The organism is Vibrio chagasii, from assembly GCF_024347355.1.
Classification (GTDB): Bacteria; Pseudomonadota; Gammaproteobacteria; order Enterobacterales; family Vibrionaceae; genus Vibrio; species Vibrio chagasii.
In genome coordinates, this window is sequence record NZ_AP025465.1 from 1140767 (window position 1) to 1157815 (window position 17049).

The following is a 17049-nucleotide window of genomic DNA, read 5'->3' on the forward strand; positions in this document are numbered from 1 at the left end:
TTTGCAAATAAGTTAGCACAGAAATGAGTAAAGGATTACGAGGTTAGATATGAAGTTACAGCAACTGAAGTACATTGTTGAGGTTGTAAACCATAACCTAAATGTTTCTGCAACAGCAGAGAGTTTATACACATCTCAGCCAGGCATCAGTAAACAGGTTAGACTGCTTGAAGATGAATTGGGTATTCAGATATTTGAGCGAAGCGGCAAGCATTTGACTCAAGTTACTCAAGCTGGTGAAGATATTATTCGTATCTCTCAGGAGATCCTTGCTCGTGTTGAAAGCATTAAAGCGGTCGCTGGCGAACATACTCACCCTGAGATGGGTACATTGAATATTTCAACGACTCACACGCAAGCTCGTTACGCATTGCCAGATGTCATCAAAGGCTTTACCGCGCGTTACCCTAAAGTGTCGCTTCACATGCACCAAGGTACACCGAGCCAAATGTCTGAGGCAGTAGCTAAGGGCACAGCAAACTTCGCGATTGCGACAGAAGCACTTCACCTTTACCAAGATGCGATAATGCTGCCTTGTTACCATTGGAACCGTTCTATCGTGGTAACAAAAGATCACCCGCTGGCTCAAAAGCAAAATATCACCATCGAAGATCTGGCTGCTTATTCTCTGGTGACTTACGTCTTTGGCTTTACTGGCCGATCTGAGCTGGATACGGCCTTCAATAAAGTAGGTCTAACACCACGTGTTGTGTTTACTGCTACAGATGCCGATGTAATCAAAACTTACGTTCGTATGGGCATCGGTGTTGGTGTGATTGCGAGTATGGCGATTGACCATGAACAAGATACCGACTTGGTTGCCATTGATGCGAGCCATCTATTTGGTGCGAGCACAACCAGTATTGGTTTTAGAAAAGGTACGTTCCTGCGTTCTTACATGTTTGATTTCATGGAACGTTTTGCACCTCACTTAACTCGCCCAGTGGTAGAGCAAGCTATCTCTTTGAAATCGAATGAAGAAATCGAAGAGATGTTTAAAGATATCGAGCTGCCAGTTCGTTAATTCTATCTCGAAAAACAAGATTCTTAATCGGCCTGTAGTGACAGGCCGTTTTTTATCAGCTTTTTAACTTTCACCTCTAAGTTCTCTTTGTCTCCCACCTTTTCATTTACGCCGGTTACCCCTACAATCCACGCATCATAGGGGGAAGCATGCATTCACGATTTAAAATACTCGACTCATTTCTGCTTGAGCACCAAGTTTATTGGCGCTCTGAGCCTTTTCACCTATGCCAAACACAACAGCAGCCATGGAAAGAAGTTAACCCACCCCTTGTGGACTGGTTAAATAGTTTAACGATTGAAAATATTCAGACGCTGAAAGAACTGCCTGATCTGCTGCTTACTGAACTCAGCTATTTTATGCCTCAGCTTGCGGACGCTCACCAAAGCACTCAATTTACGAATACAAATCTCAAAGGATTGCAGCTTCCTAGAGGAACTGAAGACGGTATTCCAGGAAGAAAGTTGCAGCAAATCATATCGATGGGTGAAGCGGCGCTTGAACATCACCAGGGTGAAGAGTGGTTGGAGTGGTGTTCTGGTAAAGGATTCTTAGGGCGAATTTTGTCTCAGCAATCTAACCAAAAGGTGACCAGTTTCGAATGGCAGCAATCACTGTGTGAGAGTGGCCAAAAAATAGCGGATGCACAACATCTAGAAATGACCTTTGTGCAAGGTGACGCTTTTTCTGAGAGTGCTGACAAGGTGTTTAATGCCAATCAACATGCGGTAGCACTGCATGCTTGTGGCGATCTCCATGTTGAGTTAGTTAAAAAGTCCGTATCGCATGGGCTTTCTGCGGTGACTATATCCCCTTGTTGTTACCACCTTATTCGAGACGACAGCTACCAAGCTATGTCTTCAGTGGCAAAAGCCTCAGCGTTAACATTAAGCAAGAGTGATTTACGAATCCCACTCCAGGAAACGGTTACTGGTGGTGAAAGGGTAAAGCGACACCGTCAATTGGAGATGAGTTATCGCCTAGGCTTCAGCCGGTTACTTAAGACTGAAATGGGGATTGATGAATACATCCCAGTACCGAGCATCAAAAAGTCAGAATTATCTGAAGGGTTTGAATCGTTTTGTCAGTGGGCTTCTGAAGTGAAAGAGATAACACTTGGTTCGGATATCGATTTTGAATCCTATTTTGCTCAAGGCGAGAAACTTTTCTGGGAAATGGAGAAGCTGAGTTTGGTTCAACAAGTTTTCAGACGACCATTGGAGATATGGTTAGCTTTAGATAGAGCGATTTACCTACAAGAGCAAGGCTATGAGGCAAGCATCGAAGAGTTTTGTGAGCGCAGTGTTACGCCTAGAAACCTGTTGATACATGGCGTTAAGAACGACTGATAGACGATGCGTCTAGTAGAAAGCATGCTCCTCACAGCTTTCGAACGTTAGTGTTACAGAGACAAAAAAGCCAGTTCGACATAATCGGACTGGCTTTTTTGATGCGTATGATTCAACTGAGCGCCTCAACGAGAAAATTTGACGCTCAGTGACTCATGACATCATTAGTTGAACATCGCGATAGCTTCAGCTGGATCTACGTATTCTAGGTCAAAGCTCTCTGCAACTTCTTTACAAGTCACTTTACCGTGAATCACGTTAAGACCTTCTAGGAAGCCTTTGTCTGATAGAAGTGCTTCGCGGTAACCTTTGTTCGCTAGCTTAACAATGTAAGGAAGTGTTGCATTGTTTAGTGCGTAGGTTGAAGTGCGAGCAACAGCACCAGGCATGTTTGCAACACAGTAGTGAACTACGTCGTCAACGATGTAAGTTGGATCTGCGTGTGTCGTCGCGTGCGAAGTTTCGAAACAACCACCTTGGTCGATTGCAACGTCAACAACCGCTGAACCTGGTTTCATCTTAGCGATGTGCTCTTTTGTAACCAGTTTAGGTGCTGCTGCACCAGGGATCAGTACTGCACCAATCACTAGGTCTGCTTCTAGAACATGCTTCTCGATAGCGTCTTCAGTAGAATAAACTACTTTTGCGCGACCTTGGAATTCTTCATCAAGGCGACGAAGCGTGTCCACGTTACGGTCAAGAATCGTTACATCAGCGCGAAGGCCAACAGCCATACGTGCTGCGTTAGCACCTACAACACCGCCGCCAACAACAACAACTTTCGCTGGTTCAACACCAGGAACGCCGCCTAGAAGAAGACCACAACCACCGTTAGATTTCTCTAATGTTTGTGCACCTGCTTGAATAGACATGCGACCAGCTACTTCAGACATTGGTGCTAATAGTGGCAAGCGACCCATATTATCTGTTACAGTCTCATAGGCTACGCAGACAGCTTTGCTCTTGATAAGCTCTTCAGTTTGTGGAAAATCTGGTGCAAGGTGTAAATAAGTAAATAATATTTGCCCTTCGCGAAGCATAGCTCGCTCGACAGCTTGAGGTTCTTTAACCTTTACAATCATCTCTGCTTTCGCGAAAACGTCAGCAGCAGTAGGAAGAATGGATGCGCCTACAGCGATGTAATCATCGTCTGAAAAACCGATACCAGTACCGGCATTGGTTTCAACAAAAACTTGGTGGCCGTGTGAGATTAGTTCTCTCACGCTAGCTGGGGTCATACCAACGCGGTATTCGTGGTTTTTGATTTCCTTAGGTACGCCAATGATCATCCTGACTCCTTATTTTATTTTGGTTGTTTTATCTATGTGTAGGGTAATTCTGTCGAATTAATATCTAGTATAGATATGTTCAGATAAAATTTGATACTGAATATTAAAAAGTTGTAGTATATTTTTTTGCAAGGAAGTAATAAGGTGGAATAAAAAATGGCAGACAATTATAAGAAGCCGTCCAAGGAACTAGATCGTATTGACCGCAACATTCTTAATGAGTTGCAAAAAGACGGTCGTATCTCGAACGTTGAACTCTCAAAACGAGTAGGACTTTCTCCGACTCCGTGTCTTGAGCGTGTTCGTCGTTTAGAACGTCAAGGTTACATTACTGGGTACACAGCGTTGCTGAACCCACAGTACCTTGATGCTTCACTTTTAGTGTTTGTTGAAATTACGTTGAACCGTGGTGCGCCAGATGTGTTCGAACAATTCAATACCGCTGTGCAGAAACTGGATGACATCCAAGAGTGTCATTTAGTGTCGGGTGACTTTGACTATCTTCTAAAAACACGTGTATCTGATATGGGTGCTTACCGTAAGCTACTGGGTGATACGTTACTTCGTCTACCGGGCGTAAACGACACTCGAACTTACGTAGTAATGGAAGAAGTGAAACAAACCAACCAACTTGTGATTAAAACTCGTTAGTCATAATTGGTGAAATGAAAGAAAGCGGACATTTGTTCCGCTTTCTTGCTTTCTGGAATTGGGTTTTTTGGTTTGATATGGTTAAATCAACAGTAGTTTCATTGAAACGGGCGGCCTGTGCCGCTCGCTATGTTTTTATCTCGTTTAATTATTAAGTTGGTTTATGTTCAAGCAGAGCAGTAATAAAGTAGAAACAATCATTAAAACGAGTGAAGAGCCCCAGTCTTCTCGTTTAAATGGTTCTCAACGCCTTAAAGAGTGCAGCCTGATACTGGGCGTTCTTTTCTCTATTCTACTTGCCGTTGCGTTATTAACCTTTAGTCCAGCCGATCCATCATGGTCGCAAACGGCGTGGGGTGGTGACATTCAAAACGCGGGAGGCTATCTAGGAGCATGGCTAGCAGATACGCTTTTCTTTGTGTTTGGCTCTCTGGCTTATCCACTGCCGATCTTAGTGACCGTTGCCGCATGGGTCTTATTCCGTAAGCGTAATGAAGATGAGCAGATCGACTTTATGTTGTGGGGTACTCGTTTACTTGGTTTGACAGTGCTCATTCTGACCAGCTGTGGTTTGGCAGACATTAACTTTGATGATATTTGGTACTTCTCGTCAGGTGGTGTGGTTGGTGACGTTTTAACGAGCCTCGCACTTCCAACGTTGAACATTTTAGGCAGTACGCTTGTGCTTCTTTTCCTTTGGGGGGCAGGTTTTACGCTTCTTACTGGTATTTCTTGGTTAAGAATTGTTGAATGGTTGGGTGAAGGCGCAATCAAACTCTTTACTTCAACGGTTAACAAAGCTCGTGGTCAAGACCAAGAATTGCTTGAGCCAGAACTGAAAGAGTCAGCAGACCGAGCTCCACAGCAAGAGCTACGTCAACAGCCAACGTACCGCGATGACGAAGTGAAAGAGCAATATGCTGAGCGAGAAGAAGCTCTCGATCCTGCAATGAGCTTCTCAGCGACCAATGAGCCTTCTGGTATTGCAACAAACACATCTAAAGAGAGTGTTGCAGAGAAGCGTCATTACAATATTCATATGCCAACAGAAGCGCCGGTTAAGCAGCAAGCGCCTGTTTCTCAAGATCCAGTTTATCGAGTGACTCAACCGCCTGTTGCTCCTCAACCAGAGCAGCCAATTGCTGTCGCTCCGGTTTATCAAGCGCCACAAGAGCCATTGGAAGAGGGCGTTGAGCGTTCTAAGCAGTTAAATGCGACCATAGAGCAGCTAGAAAGTGCTGCAATGTATGAAGATGATCTTGCTGAGCAAGATCAGACAGATGCACATGAATCTCAAGCGGCTTATCAGCAATACATGCAGCAAGAACAGGAGCCTGTTCGTCCTACTGAACCTATTGTGGATGCGACAACAGAAACAGCTCTTGATGATCAATATGCACAACCAGAGGTTGATTGTGAAGCTCACGAGTCTACAGAGTTTGATGCTGATGACGTTCAGCCTGAATCTTTGTATGTCTCCCCTATGGGCGAGCCAGATGCTGATACTCAAGATGATTTCTCAGCGCACCGTGCACCATTTGATGCGCCTGAAGAGCAAGGCTACGAGCAGCCTTCTGAGTTTGATTCTGAAACAGTAGAGAGTGATATCGAAGAACAACACGAACCATTCTCATATCAGCAAGAGCAAGCTGCACAACCTGCCGTTGTGGATGAAGAGCCTGCGATTGATCTGCCTTGGGAAGAAGTCTCGGAAGATGAAGACCTGAATCAGGATAAAGACGTTGCGGCTTTCCAGAACATTGTTTCTGAAGCGCAAGCAAACATGGCAGCTGCACAAAACCCATTCTTGGTTCAGCAGGAAGTTAATTTGCCGAAACCGGCGGAGCCACTACCGACACTTGAGCTTTTGTTCCACCCTGAGAAACGTGAAACATTTATCGACCGTGATGCACTAGAAGCAATTGCGCGTCTGGTTGAATCCAAGCTAGCGGACTACAAGATTAAAGCGGACGTTGTTGATATTTTCCCTGGTCCAGTCATCACTCGATTTGAGTTGGATTTGGCACCTGGTGTGAAAGTAAGCCGTATTTCTGGCCTATCTATGGACTTGGCTCGCTCATTGTCTGCGTTGGCGGTACGTGTAGTTGAAGTAATTCCGGGCAAACCTTATGTTGGTTTGGAGTTGCCAAACATGAGCCGTCAAACCGTATTCTTCTCAGACGTAGTGGGCAGCGAGCAGTTCCAAGAAGCGAAATCACCAACAACGGTGGTGTTAGGACAAGATATTGCAGGTGAAGCTGTGATTGCTGACCTAGCTAAGATGCCACACGTCCTAGTTGCGGGTACTACGGGTTCTGGTAAGTCGGTTGGTGTGAACGTAATGATTTTGAGTATGCTGTATAAAGCATCGCCTGAAGACGTTCGTTTCATTATGATCGACCCGAAAATGCTAGAGCTTTCAGTATATGAGGGTATTCCTCATCTACTATCTGAAGTCGTTACCGACATGAAAGATGCGTCGAATGCACTTCGTTGGTGTGTTGGCGAAATGGAACGTCGTTACAAGCTGATGTCAGCACTCGGTGTTCGTAACATCAAAGGCTACAACGACAAGCTTAAGATGGCTGCCGATGCAGGTCACCCAATCCACGACCCATTGTGGAAACCGGGCGATAGCATGGACCAAGAAGCGCCATTGTTAGAGAAGCTGCCATACATTGTGGTTATCGTCGATGAATTTGCCGACTTAATCATGGTGGTAGGTAAGAAGGTTGAAGAACTGATTGCACGCTTGGCACAAAAAGCGCGTGCAGCTGGTGTTCACTTGATTCTTGCAACTCAGCGCCCATCTGTAGATGTGATTACAGGTCTGATTAAAGCTAACATTCCAACGCGTGTTGCCTTTACGGTATCAACTAAGACTGACTCTCGAACGATTCTTGACCAAGGTGGTGCAGAATCACTGCTTGGTATGGGTGATATGCTTTACTTACCGCCAGGTTCTAGCCATACAATCCGTGTTCATGGTGCGTTTGCGTCAGATGATGATGTACACGCAGTGGTAAACAACTGGAAAGCACGTGGTAAGCCAAACTACATTGATGAAATTACTAATGGTGAGCAAACGCCTGAAACCTTGCTTCCGGGTGAGAAGATGGAAGGTGATGAAGAGGTTGACCCACTGTTTGATCAAGTAGTCGAGCACGTTGTTCATTCACGTCGCGGTTCAGTTTCTGGTGTACAACGTCGATTCAAGATCGGTTACAACCGAGCGGCACGAATTGTGGAACAGCTTGAGGCGCAAGGCATTGTAAGTGCTCCAGGCCATAACGGTAACCGAGAAGTCTTAGCACCAGCGCCACCGAAAGAGTAATCGCTTAATTGTGTAGATAGGAACTCAACCCTTAATAATCGGTCATAGCTTTATGACCGATTTACCTCGTAACAGGATTATTAATGAAAAAAGTATTCGCACTTTTATTTATGAGCTTCTCAGTGTTTGCTTCTCCGAAAGAAGAGTTGAGTAGCCGCTTGGCATTAAACGCAGGGTTTAGCGCTGACTTTAAACAAGTGGTCACAAGCCCTGATGGCGATGTTGTAATGGAAGGTGAAGGCACGGTTGAAATTGCACGCCCAAGCTTATTCCGCTGGGAAACCACGTTCCCGGATGAGAACCTATTGGTCTCTGATGGTCAGAGTTTGTGGTATTACAGCCCGTTCATTGAGCAAGTCAGTATTTACTGGCAAGAACAAGCGACATCGCAAACGCCTTTTGTGCTGCTGACACGCAACCAAGAGAGCGATTGGGATAACTACAATGTAGCGCAATCGGGTAACCAATTTACGCTGACACCAACGGCGGTTGACTCTAATCAGGGTGACTTCCAGATTAATATCAATGAAAAAGGCATTGTTCAGGGCTTTAATGTGATTGAACAAGACGGTCAAAAAGGCGAGTTTACTTTCAGTAATGTGAATTTGGGTAAACCAGCGGCAGACCGCTTTACTTTTGTGGCACCGGAAGGTGTCGAGGTCGACGACCAAAGAAACTGATCGAATCAAGTCGATCATTTGGTAGTACGTCGATAGGCATTAATGCCATCAACGAATCAAGAGATTGCAATTGAGTAATTACAGCTTAGATTTTGCAGGGGACGAAGATTTTCGTCCCCTTGCTGCTCGTATGAGACCAGAAACTGTAGAGCAGTATATTGGTCAGCAGCATATATTATGTCCAGGTAAACCCCTTCGTAGAGCTCTGGAAGCGGGGCATATCCACTCGATGATTTTGTGGGGGCCTCCTGGTACTGGTAAAACCACGCTCGCAGAAGTTGCCGCCAATTATGCCAATGCAGAAGTGGAGCGTGTGTCCGCCGTGACATCGGGTGTGAAAGACATTCGCATCGCTATTGAAAAAGCGCGTGAAAACAAGCAAGCAGGGCGCAGAACCATCTTGTTTGTGGATGAGGTCCATCGCTTTAATAAAAGCCAGCAAGATGCTTTTCTGCCTCATATAGAGGACGGCACGGTTACCTTCATTGGTGCAACCACAGAAAACCCTTCCTTCGAGTTAAACAATGCTCTGTTATCTCGTGCGCGAGTGTACAAGCTGACATCTCTCAATACCGATGATATTGCGACGGTAATACGTCAAGCGATTGAAGATAAGCAGCGTGGCCTTGGTGATGTACCTGCACACTTTGCTGATAATGTTTTGGATCGCTTAGCTGAGTTAGTGAACGGTGATGCGCGTATGTCGCTCAACTACCTTGAGCTGCTGTACGACATGGCAGAAGACAACGACAAAGGCGAGAAAGCGATCACCTTACAACTGCTTGCTGAAGTGGCGGGTGAGAAAGTGGCTCGCTTTGATAACAAGGGTGATATTTGGTACGACCTAATATCAGCTGTTCATAAATCGATTCGTGGTTCAAAACCTGATGCAGCCATGTACTGGTCGGCTCGAATGATTGCAGCAGGCTGTGATCCGCTTTATATCGTTAGGCGCTTATTGGCGATAGCTTCTGAAGATATTGGTAACGCGGACCCTCGTGCTATGCAGGTTGCTATGTCTGCTTGGGATTGCTTTACACGCATTGGCCCTGCAGAAGGTGAACGTGCGATCGCACAGGCGGTTGTCTATTTAGCGTGTGCACCAAAGAGTAATGCGGTTTATACAGCTTGGAAGCAAGCCTTAACCGATGCTCATAATCTTCCTGAGTATGAAGTGCCTCATCATTTACGAAATGCACCGACAAGTTTGATGAAGGACATGGGCTATGGGCAAGAATACCGTTATGCTCACGACGAACCAGGTGCCTACGCGGCGGGTGAAAAGTATCTGCCTCCTGAGATGGGCGAGAAACAATACTATTTCCCAACAAAACGAGGCTTAGAGACCAAAATTGGCGAGAAGCTAGATTATCTGGCGGATTTGGACGCAAAAAGCCCACAAAAACGCTATGAAAAGTAGTCTTTTTTGGATATCTTTACCTAGTCATAAAATTCAGATTAAATCGTTACAAATTGGTTGAAATAGCACCAGTTTTAGGGGTTTAGTGGTGATTCGGTAGCCAAGCTACTGAATATTCAAATAACTAAAGCATAGGATTAGCAATGCTGGATTCTAAATTACTTCGAGCTGAGCTGGATGAAACAGCGGCAAAATTAGCACGTCGAGGCTTTGACCTTGATGTAGAGACAATTCGTGAACTTGAAGAAAAGCGTAAGTCCCTTCAGATGAAAACTGAAGAGCTACAAGCGTTACGTAACTCTCGATCGAAGTCCATTGGTCAAGCGAAAGCAAAAGGCGACCATGAAGAAGCTGAGCGTATCCTTGCTGAAGTAGGCAACTTAGGCGCAGAACTAGACCAAGCTAAAGCAGCATTGGCTGAGCTTCAATCTGATCTAGAAACGATCACTATGTCTATTCCAAACCTGCCAGACGAGTCTGTGCCAGAAGGTAAAGACGAAGATGATAACGTTGAAGTTTCTCGTTGGGGTCAACCTAAGACATACGACTTCGAAGTGAAAGATCACGTTGATCTTGGCGAAATGTCTGGCGGTCTTGATTTTGCTAGCGCAGTAAAAATCTCAGGTTCTCGTTTCATCGTGATGAAAGGCAAATTTGCACGTCTACACCGTGCGATTGCTCAGTTCATGTTGGACCTTCACACTGATGAGCACGGCTACACAGAAATGTACGTACCGTACCTAGTGAACCACGATAGCCTATACGGCACGGGTCAACTTCCTAAGTTTGGCGAAGACTTGTTCCACACAAGCCCGCTAACTGAGCAAGTAAGTGATGTTCCTCTTAAGACGCTATCACTTATCCCTACTGCGGAAGTACCGGTAACGAACATGGTTCGCGATACCATTACAGACGAAGCTGAACTGCCACTTAAGATGACAGCTCACACACCATGTTTCCGTTCTGAAGCAGGTTCTTACGGTCGTGACACTCGTGGTCTTATCCGTATGCACCAATTCGACAAAGTTGAACTAGTACAAATTACTAAGCCAGAAGACTCTATGGCTGCTCTTGAAGAGCTAACAGGTCACGCTGAAAAAGTACTTCAACTTCTAGAGCTTCCTTACCGTAAAGTGGTTCTATGTACTGGTGACATGGGCTTCGGCGCTGCGAAAACTTACGACTTAGAAGTATGGGTTCCAGCACAAGAGACTTACCGCGAAATCTCTTCTTGTTCAAACATGTGGGATTTCCAAGCTCGTCGTATGCAGGCTCGTTTCCGTCGTAAAGGCGAGAAGAAACCTGAACTTGTGCACACACTAAACGGTTCTGGTCTTGCTGTTGGTCGTACTATGGTTGCGATTCTTGAGAACAACCAAGAAGCAGATGGCCGTATTGCTATCCCAGCAGTACTTCAGCCATACATGGGCGGCGTAACGCACATCGGCTAATCGTTTTACGATTTAATGAGTCCGTAAAATATTGAAAACCCAGCCTATTGGCTGGGTTTTTTATTGCCTTAATAATAGGTTGGTGCATTCCTTAGCTACTTTCATTTCAGTACTATTACCATAGTGTAATAGTATTTTGTTATCTTTGGTTATTATTACTTAATTGATATGTGGCTATAATGTCCTCTTACCGCGGTAGGTAAAGATTTTCTCGTTTATGTATTGAGGAGGGCTTATGGCCGTAGGATGGGCTGGAGACGACAGTGTCAGCCAGCAAATACAAAACACCATCGATGATGAGATCTCTCGTGTAAGAGGGAACCTAGGAGGTGGTGAGAGTTTGCGTTATTGTGATGAGTGTGGCGACGAGATACCAGAACAAAGACGACTCGCGATAAAAGGCGTTCGTTTGTGTATCGAATGTCAGTCATTATTAGAGCATGACGCACATCGACATTCATTGTTTAACCGTCGAGCAAGTAAAGATAGTCAATTACGTTAAACTGACGGATATCTTCAAAATAGATAAGGCCTTACTTTTATGTAAGGCCTTTTAGTTTTATTAAATGGTTTATTATTGAAGATATACGGAAATAACCATCGCTCTTGTTTAGAACAATAAACGCATTATTTAATTACGATTTAAAGCAATGAGCATTTTTTAATGCAGTATCGATAGCAGCGACTAATTGTTCGATATGTTGTGGTTCGCTAATAAACGGAGGCATCATATAAATTAACCTTCCAAATGGACGAATCCAAACGCCTTGTTCAACAAAGTGAGCTTGAATTGTTTCCATGTCGACAGGTGAATGGGTTTCAACTACACCAATAGCGCCCAACCAGCGAACGTCTTTAACCAGTGCATGCTCTCGCAAAGGTGGCAGCAATTCAGAGAAAAGCTGTTCAATTTGTAGGGTTTGATTTTGCCAATGGCCTTGCTCTATGAGGGATAAACTCGCTGCTCCAACGGCACAAGCTAACGGGTTACCCATAAAAGTCGGGCCGTGCATGAAGCAACCTGCCTCACCTCCACATACGGTGTCCGCGACTTCTTTGCTTGCTAGTGTTGCTGAAAGCGTCATATAACCACCAGTCAGAGCTTTGCCGACACACAAAATATCCGGCTGAATATCTGCATGCTCGCAGGCAAACAGTTTACCTGTGCGGCCAAACCCCGTTGCAATTTCATCTAGAATCAACAACACGTTAAACTCATCACAAAGCAAGCGAACTTGTTTCAAGAATTCAGGGTGGTAAATACGCATACCGCCAGCGCCCTGAACGATTGGCTCTAAGATAACGGCGGCGACTTCTTCATGGTGTGCGGATAGCTTTTCACGAAAACTATCAATGTCACTTGGGTTCCATTCATCCCAAAAGCCAGTCTTTGGCGATTCAGCGAAAATATGCTCAGGTAAAAAGCCCTTATAGAGACTGTGCATTGAGTTATCGGGGTCTGTCACTGACATCGCAGCGAACGTGTCACCGTGATAACCATCTCTCAGCGTTAAGAATTTAGAGCGAGGTTGTCCTTTCGCATGCCAAAATTGAAGTGCCATTTTCAGGCTCACTTCTACCGCGACTGATCCTGAATCAGCCAAAAATACGTGTTCTAGATTGTCTGGTGCTAGTTTTAGAAGTTTCTTACATAAATCGATAGCCGGCTGGTGGGTGATGCCACCAAACATGACGTGTGAAACCTTATCGATTTGGCTGTGTGCGGCTTCGTTTAAGACAGGGTGATTGTATCCGTGGATCGTTGACCACCAAGAAGACATGCCATCAATAATTCGATTTCCGCCTTCTAGTTCTAGGTAAACGCCGTCTGCATTGGTAACAGGATAGCAGGTCAGAGGTGTTAACGTTGATGTGTAGGGATGCCAGATATGCTGGCGATCAAAGGCGAGATCCATAACGATTTCCGTTCTTGTTGTGATTAAAAAATAACCAGATGTAAACTTTTGTTATTATCAATGTGTTGACAGTCTAAAGCTTGTCGGTAGACTAGCCAAGCATAAATGCAATCTCTATTGATGGAGATGCGACATCAAATAATAAAAAAGGATCGACACGTGGAAGTTCGTCATGACTGGACAGTCGCTGAAGTAAAGGCACTGCTTGAAAAACCATTTATGGATTTAATGTTTGAAGCACAACTGGTTCACAGACAGTACCAAGAGCACAACCACGTGCAGGTGAGTACGCTGTTATCTATCAAAACAGGTGCTTGCCCTGAAGATTGTAAATACTGCCCTCAAAGTGCGCACTATCGAACTGATGTCGATAAAGAGCGCCTGATGGAAGTTGAACGTGTGCTGGATGCCGCACAAAAAGCGAAGAATGCGGGCTCAACACGTTTCTGTATGGGGGCAGCATGGAAGAACCCTAAAGAGCGCGATATGCCACACCTTACCGATATGATTAAAGGTGTGAAAGATATGGGGCTAGAAACCTGTATGACACTTGGCATGCTAACGCCTAAACAAGCCGGTGAGCTCGCAGATGCAGGATTGGATTACTACAACCACAACCTTGATACCTCTCCAGAGTTTTATGGAAGCATTATCACCACTCGTACCTATCAAGATCGTCTAGACACGCTATCTCACGTTCGTGATGCAGGTATGAAGATCTGTTCGGGCGGTATTATTGGTATGGGCGAAAGCACCAATGACCGTGCGGGCTTGCTAGTTGAACTGGCTAACCTTCCGGTACACCCAGAGAGTGTACCTATCAACATGCTTGTTAAAGTGAAAGGCACACCGATGGAAAACGTCGATGATGTTGAGTCTTTCGACTTTATTAAATTGATCGGGATTGCTCGCATCATGATGCCTAAGTCTGCGGTTCGTTTATCTGCAGGTCGTGAGAACATGAACGAACAAATGCAAGCGATGTGTTTCATGGCGGGTGCAAACTCTATCTTCTATGGCTGTAAGCTACTGACTACGCCAAACCCGGATGAAGATACAGATATGCAGCTGTTTAAGAAGTTGGGTATCAACAGCCAAGAAGTGGCTCAAAAGCCTGATGAAATTCAAGAAAACGAACTGTTAGATCAAGTGGTGGAGCGTGTTGCAGCTCGCCCTACGAAAGATGACATGTTCTACGATGCCACGGTTTAAATCTCGCATTGAAGAAGCCCTTGTTCATCGCCGTGAGCAAGGGTTAACTCGTCAACTCAAGGTGCTTGAAAACAGTAATGGTCCATTGCTTAGTAGTGAAGGTTCATCCTTCATAAACTTTTCGAGTAATGACTATTTGGGACTGGCGAACGATCCTGAGTTGGTCGAAGCATGGCAAAACGGGTTGTCTCAGTATGGCGCTGGCAGTGCAGCGTCGCCATTAGTCACCGGGTTTAGCCCAGCTCATCGAAACCTAGAAGCTCAGCTGTGTGGGTGGCTTGGCTTCGAACGTGCCATTCTTTTTAGTTCTGGATTCAGCGCTAATCAAGCCCTGTTGTTTTCTTTGCTCGAGAAAGATGACGTCTTGCTACAAGACAAGCTTAATCACGCCTCTTTGATGGAAGCGGGTGTACTTTCTCCTGCCACAATGAAACGCTTTAAGCACAACGATGTGCAGCACCTTGAGTCGTTACTAAGCCGTTCTCCCCAATCGTTAGTCGTGACGGAAGGCGTTTTCAGCATGGATGGTGACCAAGCCCCTCTCGATATCATGTCTTGCTTGACCAATCGACACGACAGTTGGTTGGCGGTTGATGACGCTCATGGCATCGGTGTATTAGGCGACAGAGGGGCAGGAAGCTGCAATGCTGCGCAAATCACACCTGATATTTTAGTGGTGACTTTCGGTAAAGCATTTGGTCTCTCCGGTGCTGCGATTCTATGTTCAGCCGAGGTGGGTGATTACTTAACCCAGTTTGCACGTCATCATGTGTATTCGACGGCAATGCCGCCCTCACAGGCTGTCGCTTTGTCTCATGCTTGTCAGATGATTCAAACCCAAGAGTGGCGCAGAGAGAAACTGACTGAGTTAAGTGCTCTTTATGCGGAGCAGATGAAAAGCGTACCGGGCTTTGTTGATACCAAGACTCCGATCAAGCCCTTGGTGATAGGCGAAGCAAAGGCGACATTATCGGTCGCAGATGAGTTAAAAAACAATCAGATTTGGGTGACAGCAATCAGGCCGCCGACTGTACCGGCAGGAACAGCTCGTTTGAGAATCACATTAACTGCCAATCACACTCAGAAACAGGTTAGCCAGTTAAGCAGTTTGTTACTTAAAGCTATCGAATCCAGACCTGTATCAAAGGAAGAGGCTCAGTAAATGTCACAAGAAGCAGTAGTGCATGAATACCTAGGCCAAGACAAAAGTGCAATTGCCGAAGCGTTTGGTAAGGCAGCAACTACCTATGATAAACACGCTGAGTTTCAGCGCGATGTTGGTCACCGATTGCTGGATAAGCTACCAAACGATCTTTCTGGTGTTAAGGTGCTCGATCTTGGTTGCGGGACGGGCTATTTTTCAGAGCAATTGTTGAATCGTGGTGCAGAAGTGGTTTGTGCCGATCTCTCTATTGGAATGCTAGAGAAGGCAAAGCAGCGTTGTGGTTCTGCCGTCTCCTTATATCAACAAGCTGATGCCGAACAATTGCCGTTTGCAAATGGAAGTTTTGACATTGTTTTTTCGAGCTTAGCTTTGCAATGGTGTGACGATTTATCATCGCCTTTGAAGGAGATGAAGCGTGTGACTGTAGTGGGTGGGCGGGTTATTTTCTCAACTTTGCTCGATGGATCACTGTTTGAGTTAGAAAAGTCATGGAGCAAAATTGACGCACATCAACACGTTAACCATTTTATTACAATCAATCAGGTAAAAATTGCGTTAGCGCAATCTAGCTGTACGGTTCATCAACTAGACTTGCCCACCATCACCGTTTGGTACGACACTTCATTTGAACTGATGCGCGACCTTAAAGGTATCGGCGCTAATCACGTAAGTGGTCGCTCACAGGGTTTAACAAGTCGTCGCATGTTGCAGCTTGTTGAACGGGAATATCGAGAGTTTAAAAACCATCAAGGTTTCTTACCAGCAACATATCAAGTTTGTTTAGGGGTTATTCAATTATGATTGATGCAGTATTCATTGCAGGTACGGATACCGAAGTGGGAAAAACTGTGGTTTCAAAAGCGATTCTTCAAGCTTTGGCCGCACAAGATTTATCAACAATTGGTTACAAGCCAGTTGCTGCAGGGTGTGAAAAGTACCCTGAAGGGTTACGTAACAGCGACGCGCTGCATCTTCAAGAAGCTGCAACAAAAGACATCGCCTATGAAGACGTTAACCCATACGCATTGCTACTACCATCATCACCTCACATTGCTGCTAAGCATGACGGCGTAGTGATTGAGGAAGACGTGCTATCGGCTAAGCTAGCTGAACATAAGCAGAACTCTGACATCGTTTTGGTAGAGGGTGCTGGTGGTTGGCGTGTGCCCGTCTCAGACGACGAATACCTGTCTAGCTGGGTTAAGAAAGAAAAGCTTCCTGTGGTTCTGACGGTAGGTATAAAGTTAGGCTGCTTGAGCCATGCTCTACTAACTGCAGAAGCGATTCGTGCAGATGGCCTAAACCTCGTCGGTTGGGTAGCTAACCGTATTAACCCAGGCACAGAACATTACGCAGACATTATTGCGATGCTTGAAGACAAGCTAGGCGCTCCAAAACTGGGTGAGATCCCTTACGTACCAAAAGCTAAGTCTAAAAATATTGGTAAGTACATCGATGTACAGCCATTGCTTGCACTGTAGCTTTGAAGTAACACCTTGAATAAGAAAAGGGCTGCGATTGCAGCCCTTTTGCTATTTAAGCCTTTAAAGAGTCAAGC

The 17049-nt window shown here is 45.3% G+C and carries 14 protein-coding genes; 12 read left to right on the forward strand and 2 right to left on the reverse strand.

Annotated elements, in window-relative coordinates; genetic code table 11:
- The first annotated feature begins 49 nt into the window (after positions 1-49).
- Positions 50-1024, forward strand: coding sequence for an HTH-type transcriptional regulator CysB (cysB, locus tag OCV52_RS05285; RefSeq protein WP_004741986.1), 975 nt, complete (start codon positions 50-52; stop codon positions 1022-1024).
- Between the two features lie 149 nt (positions 1025-1173).
- The gene (locus OCV52_RS05290; RefSeq protein WP_137409012.1) at positions 1174-2373 is read left to right on the forward strand and encodes a methyltransferase; all 1200 of its coding nucleotides are present in this window, start codon (positions 1174-1176) and stop codon (positions 2371-2373) included.
- A 164-nt stretch (positions 2374-2537) separates the two neighbouring features.
- Here OCV52_RS05290 and ald read toward each other — a convergent pair whose 3' ends face one another.
- Positions 2538-3662 carry an alanine dehydrogenase gene (gene ald, locus OCV52_RS05295; RefSeq protein ID WP_008224299.1) on the reverse strand — a complete coding sequence of 375 codons (1125 nt, stop codon included), beginning with the start codon at positions 3660-3662 and terminating at the stop codon, positions 2538-2540.
- Positions 3663-3818: 156 nt separating this feature from the next.
- Here ald and lrp point away from each other — a divergent pair, with 156 nt between their 5' ends.
- The 6 genes from lrp (at position 3819) to OCV52_RS05325 (ending at position 11700) form a co-directional block, all read left to right on the forward strand.
- Complete coding sequence (gene lrp, locus OCV52_RS05300; RefSeq protein WP_004734558.1) at positions 3819-4313, forward strand: leucine-responsive transcriptional regulator Lrp; 495 nt, start codon at positions 3819-3821, stop codon at positions 4311-4313.
- 163 nt (positions 4314-4476) lie between these two features.
- Entirely contained in the window at positions 4477-7647 is a 3171-nt protein-coding gene (locus OCV52_RS05305; RefSeq protein ID WP_137409011.1) for a DNA translocase FtsK 4TM domain-containing protein, read from the forward strand.
- An 83-nt stretch (positions 7648-7730) separates the two neighbouring features.
- A complete protein-coding gene (lolA, locus tag OCV52_RS05310; protein ID WP_004741992.1) occupies positions 7731-8327 on the forward strand; it encodes an outer membrane lipoprotein chaperone LolA in 597 nt (198 codons plus the stop codon).
- A 70-nt stretch (positions 8328-8397) separates the two neighbouring features.
- Complete coding sequence (locus OCV52_RS05315) at positions 8398-9747, forward strand: replication-associated recombination protein A (protein WP_137409010.1); 1350 nt, start codon at positions 8398-8400, stop codon at positions 9745-9747.
- 143 nt (positions 9748-9890) lie between these two features.
- On the forward strand, positions 9891-11198 hold the full coding sequence (serS, locus tag OCV52_RS05320; protein WP_137409009.1) for a serine--tRNA ligase: 1308 nt from the start codon (positions 9891-9893) through the stop codon (positions 11196-11198).
- 235 nt (positions 11199-11433) lie between these two features.
- Positions 11434-11700, forward strand: coding sequence for a DksA/TraR family C4-type zinc finger protein (locus tag OCV52_RS05325; RefSeq protein WP_137409008.1), 267 nt, complete (start codon positions 11434-11436; stop codon positions 11698-11700).
- A gap of 133 nt (positions 11701-11833) precedes the next feature.
- On the opposite strand, the gene bioA is transcribed toward OCV52_RS05325, so the two are convergent.
- Complete coding sequence (gene bioA / locus OCV52_RS05330; RefSeq protein ID WP_137409007.1) at positions 11834-13114, reverse strand: adenosylmethionine--8-amino-7-oxononanoate transaminase; 1281 nt, start codon at positions 13112-13114, stop codon at positions 11834-11836.
- A gap of 159 nt (positions 13115-13273) precedes the next feature.
- Between bioA and bioB the strand changes: the two genes are divergently transcribed.
- Genes bioB through bioD form a run of 4 tightly spaced genes read left to right on the forward strand, consistent with a single transcriptional unit; the run spans position 13274 to position 16972 of the window.
- Entirely contained in the window at positions 13274-14326 is a 1053-nt protein-coding gene (gene bioB / locus OCV52_RS05335; protein WP_137409006.1) for a biotin synthase BioB, read from the forward strand.
- On the forward strand, positions 14313-15488 hold the full coding sequence (gene bioF / locus OCV52_RS05340) for an 8-amino-7-oxononanoate synthase (RefSeq protein ID WP_137409005.1): 1176 nt from the start codon (positions 14313-14315) through the stop codon (positions 15486-15488). Before bioB ends, bioF begins: the two co-directional genes overlap by 14 nt.
- Positions 15489-16292 carry a malonyl-ACP O-methyltransferase BioC gene (gene bioC / locus OCV52_RS05345; protein ID WP_137409004.1) on the forward strand — a complete coding sequence of 268 codons (804 nt, stop codon included), beginning with the start codon at positions 15489-15491 and terminating at the stop codon, positions 16290-16292. It abuts the gene before it with no gap.
- Complete coding sequence (gene bioD / locus OCV52_RS05350; RefSeq protein WP_137409003.1) at positions 16289-16972, forward strand: dethiobiotin synthase; 684 nt, start codon at positions 16289-16291, stop codon at positions 16970-16972. The genes bioC and bioD overlap by 4 nt, the downstream gene beginning before the upstream one ends.
- Positions 16973-17049 lie beyond the last annotated feature (77 nt).

Excerpts from the sequence above, each read along its gene's own strand:
- cysB (WP_004741986.1), top strand. The coding sequence starts at position 50 with ATGAAGTTACAGCAACTGAAGTACATTGTTGAGGTTGTAAACCATAAC.
- OCV52_RS05290 (WP_137409012.1), top strand. The coding sequence starts at position 1,174 with ATGCATTCACGATTTAAAATACTCGACTCATTTCTGCTTGAGCACCAA.
- ald (WP_008224299.1), bottom strand. The coding sequence starts at position 3,662 with ATGATCATTGGCGTACCTAAGGAAATCAAAAACCACGAATACCGCGTT.
- lrp (WP_004734558.1), top strand. The coding sequence starts at position 3,819 with ATGGCAGACAATTATAAGAAGCCGTCCAAGGAACTAGATCGTATTGAC.
- OCV52_RS05305 (WP_137409011.1), top strand. The coding sequence starts at position 4,477 with ATGTTCAAGCAGAGCAGTAATAAAGTAGAAACAATCATTAAAACGAGT.
- lolA (WP_004741992.1), top strand. The coding sequence starts at position 7,731 with ATGAAAAAAGTATTCGCACTTTTATTTATGAGCTTCTCAGTGTTTGCT.
- serS (WP_137409009.1), top strand. The coding sequence starts at position 9,891 with ATGCTGGATTCTAAATTACTTCGAGCTGAGCTGGATGAAACAGCGGCA.
- OCV52_RS05325 (WP_137409008.1), top strand. The coding sequence starts at position 11,434 with ATGGCCGTAGGATGGGCTGGAGACGACAGTGTCAGCCAGCAAATACAA.
- bioA (WP_137409007.1), bottom strand. The coding sequence starts at position 13,114 with ATGGATCTCGCCTTTGATCGCCAGCATATCTGGCATCCCTACACATCA.
- bioF (WP_137409005.1), top strand. The coding sequence starts at position 14,313 with ATGCCACGGTTTAAATCTCGCATTGAAGAAGCCCTTGTTCATCGCCGT.
- bioC (WP_137409004.1), top strand. The coding sequence starts at position 15,489 with ATGTCACAAGAAGCAGTAGTGCATGAATACCTAGGCCAAGACAAAAGT.
- bioD (WP_137409003.1), top strand. The coding sequence starts at position 16,289 with ATGATTGATGCAGTATTCATTGCAGGTACGGATACCGAAGTGGGAAAA.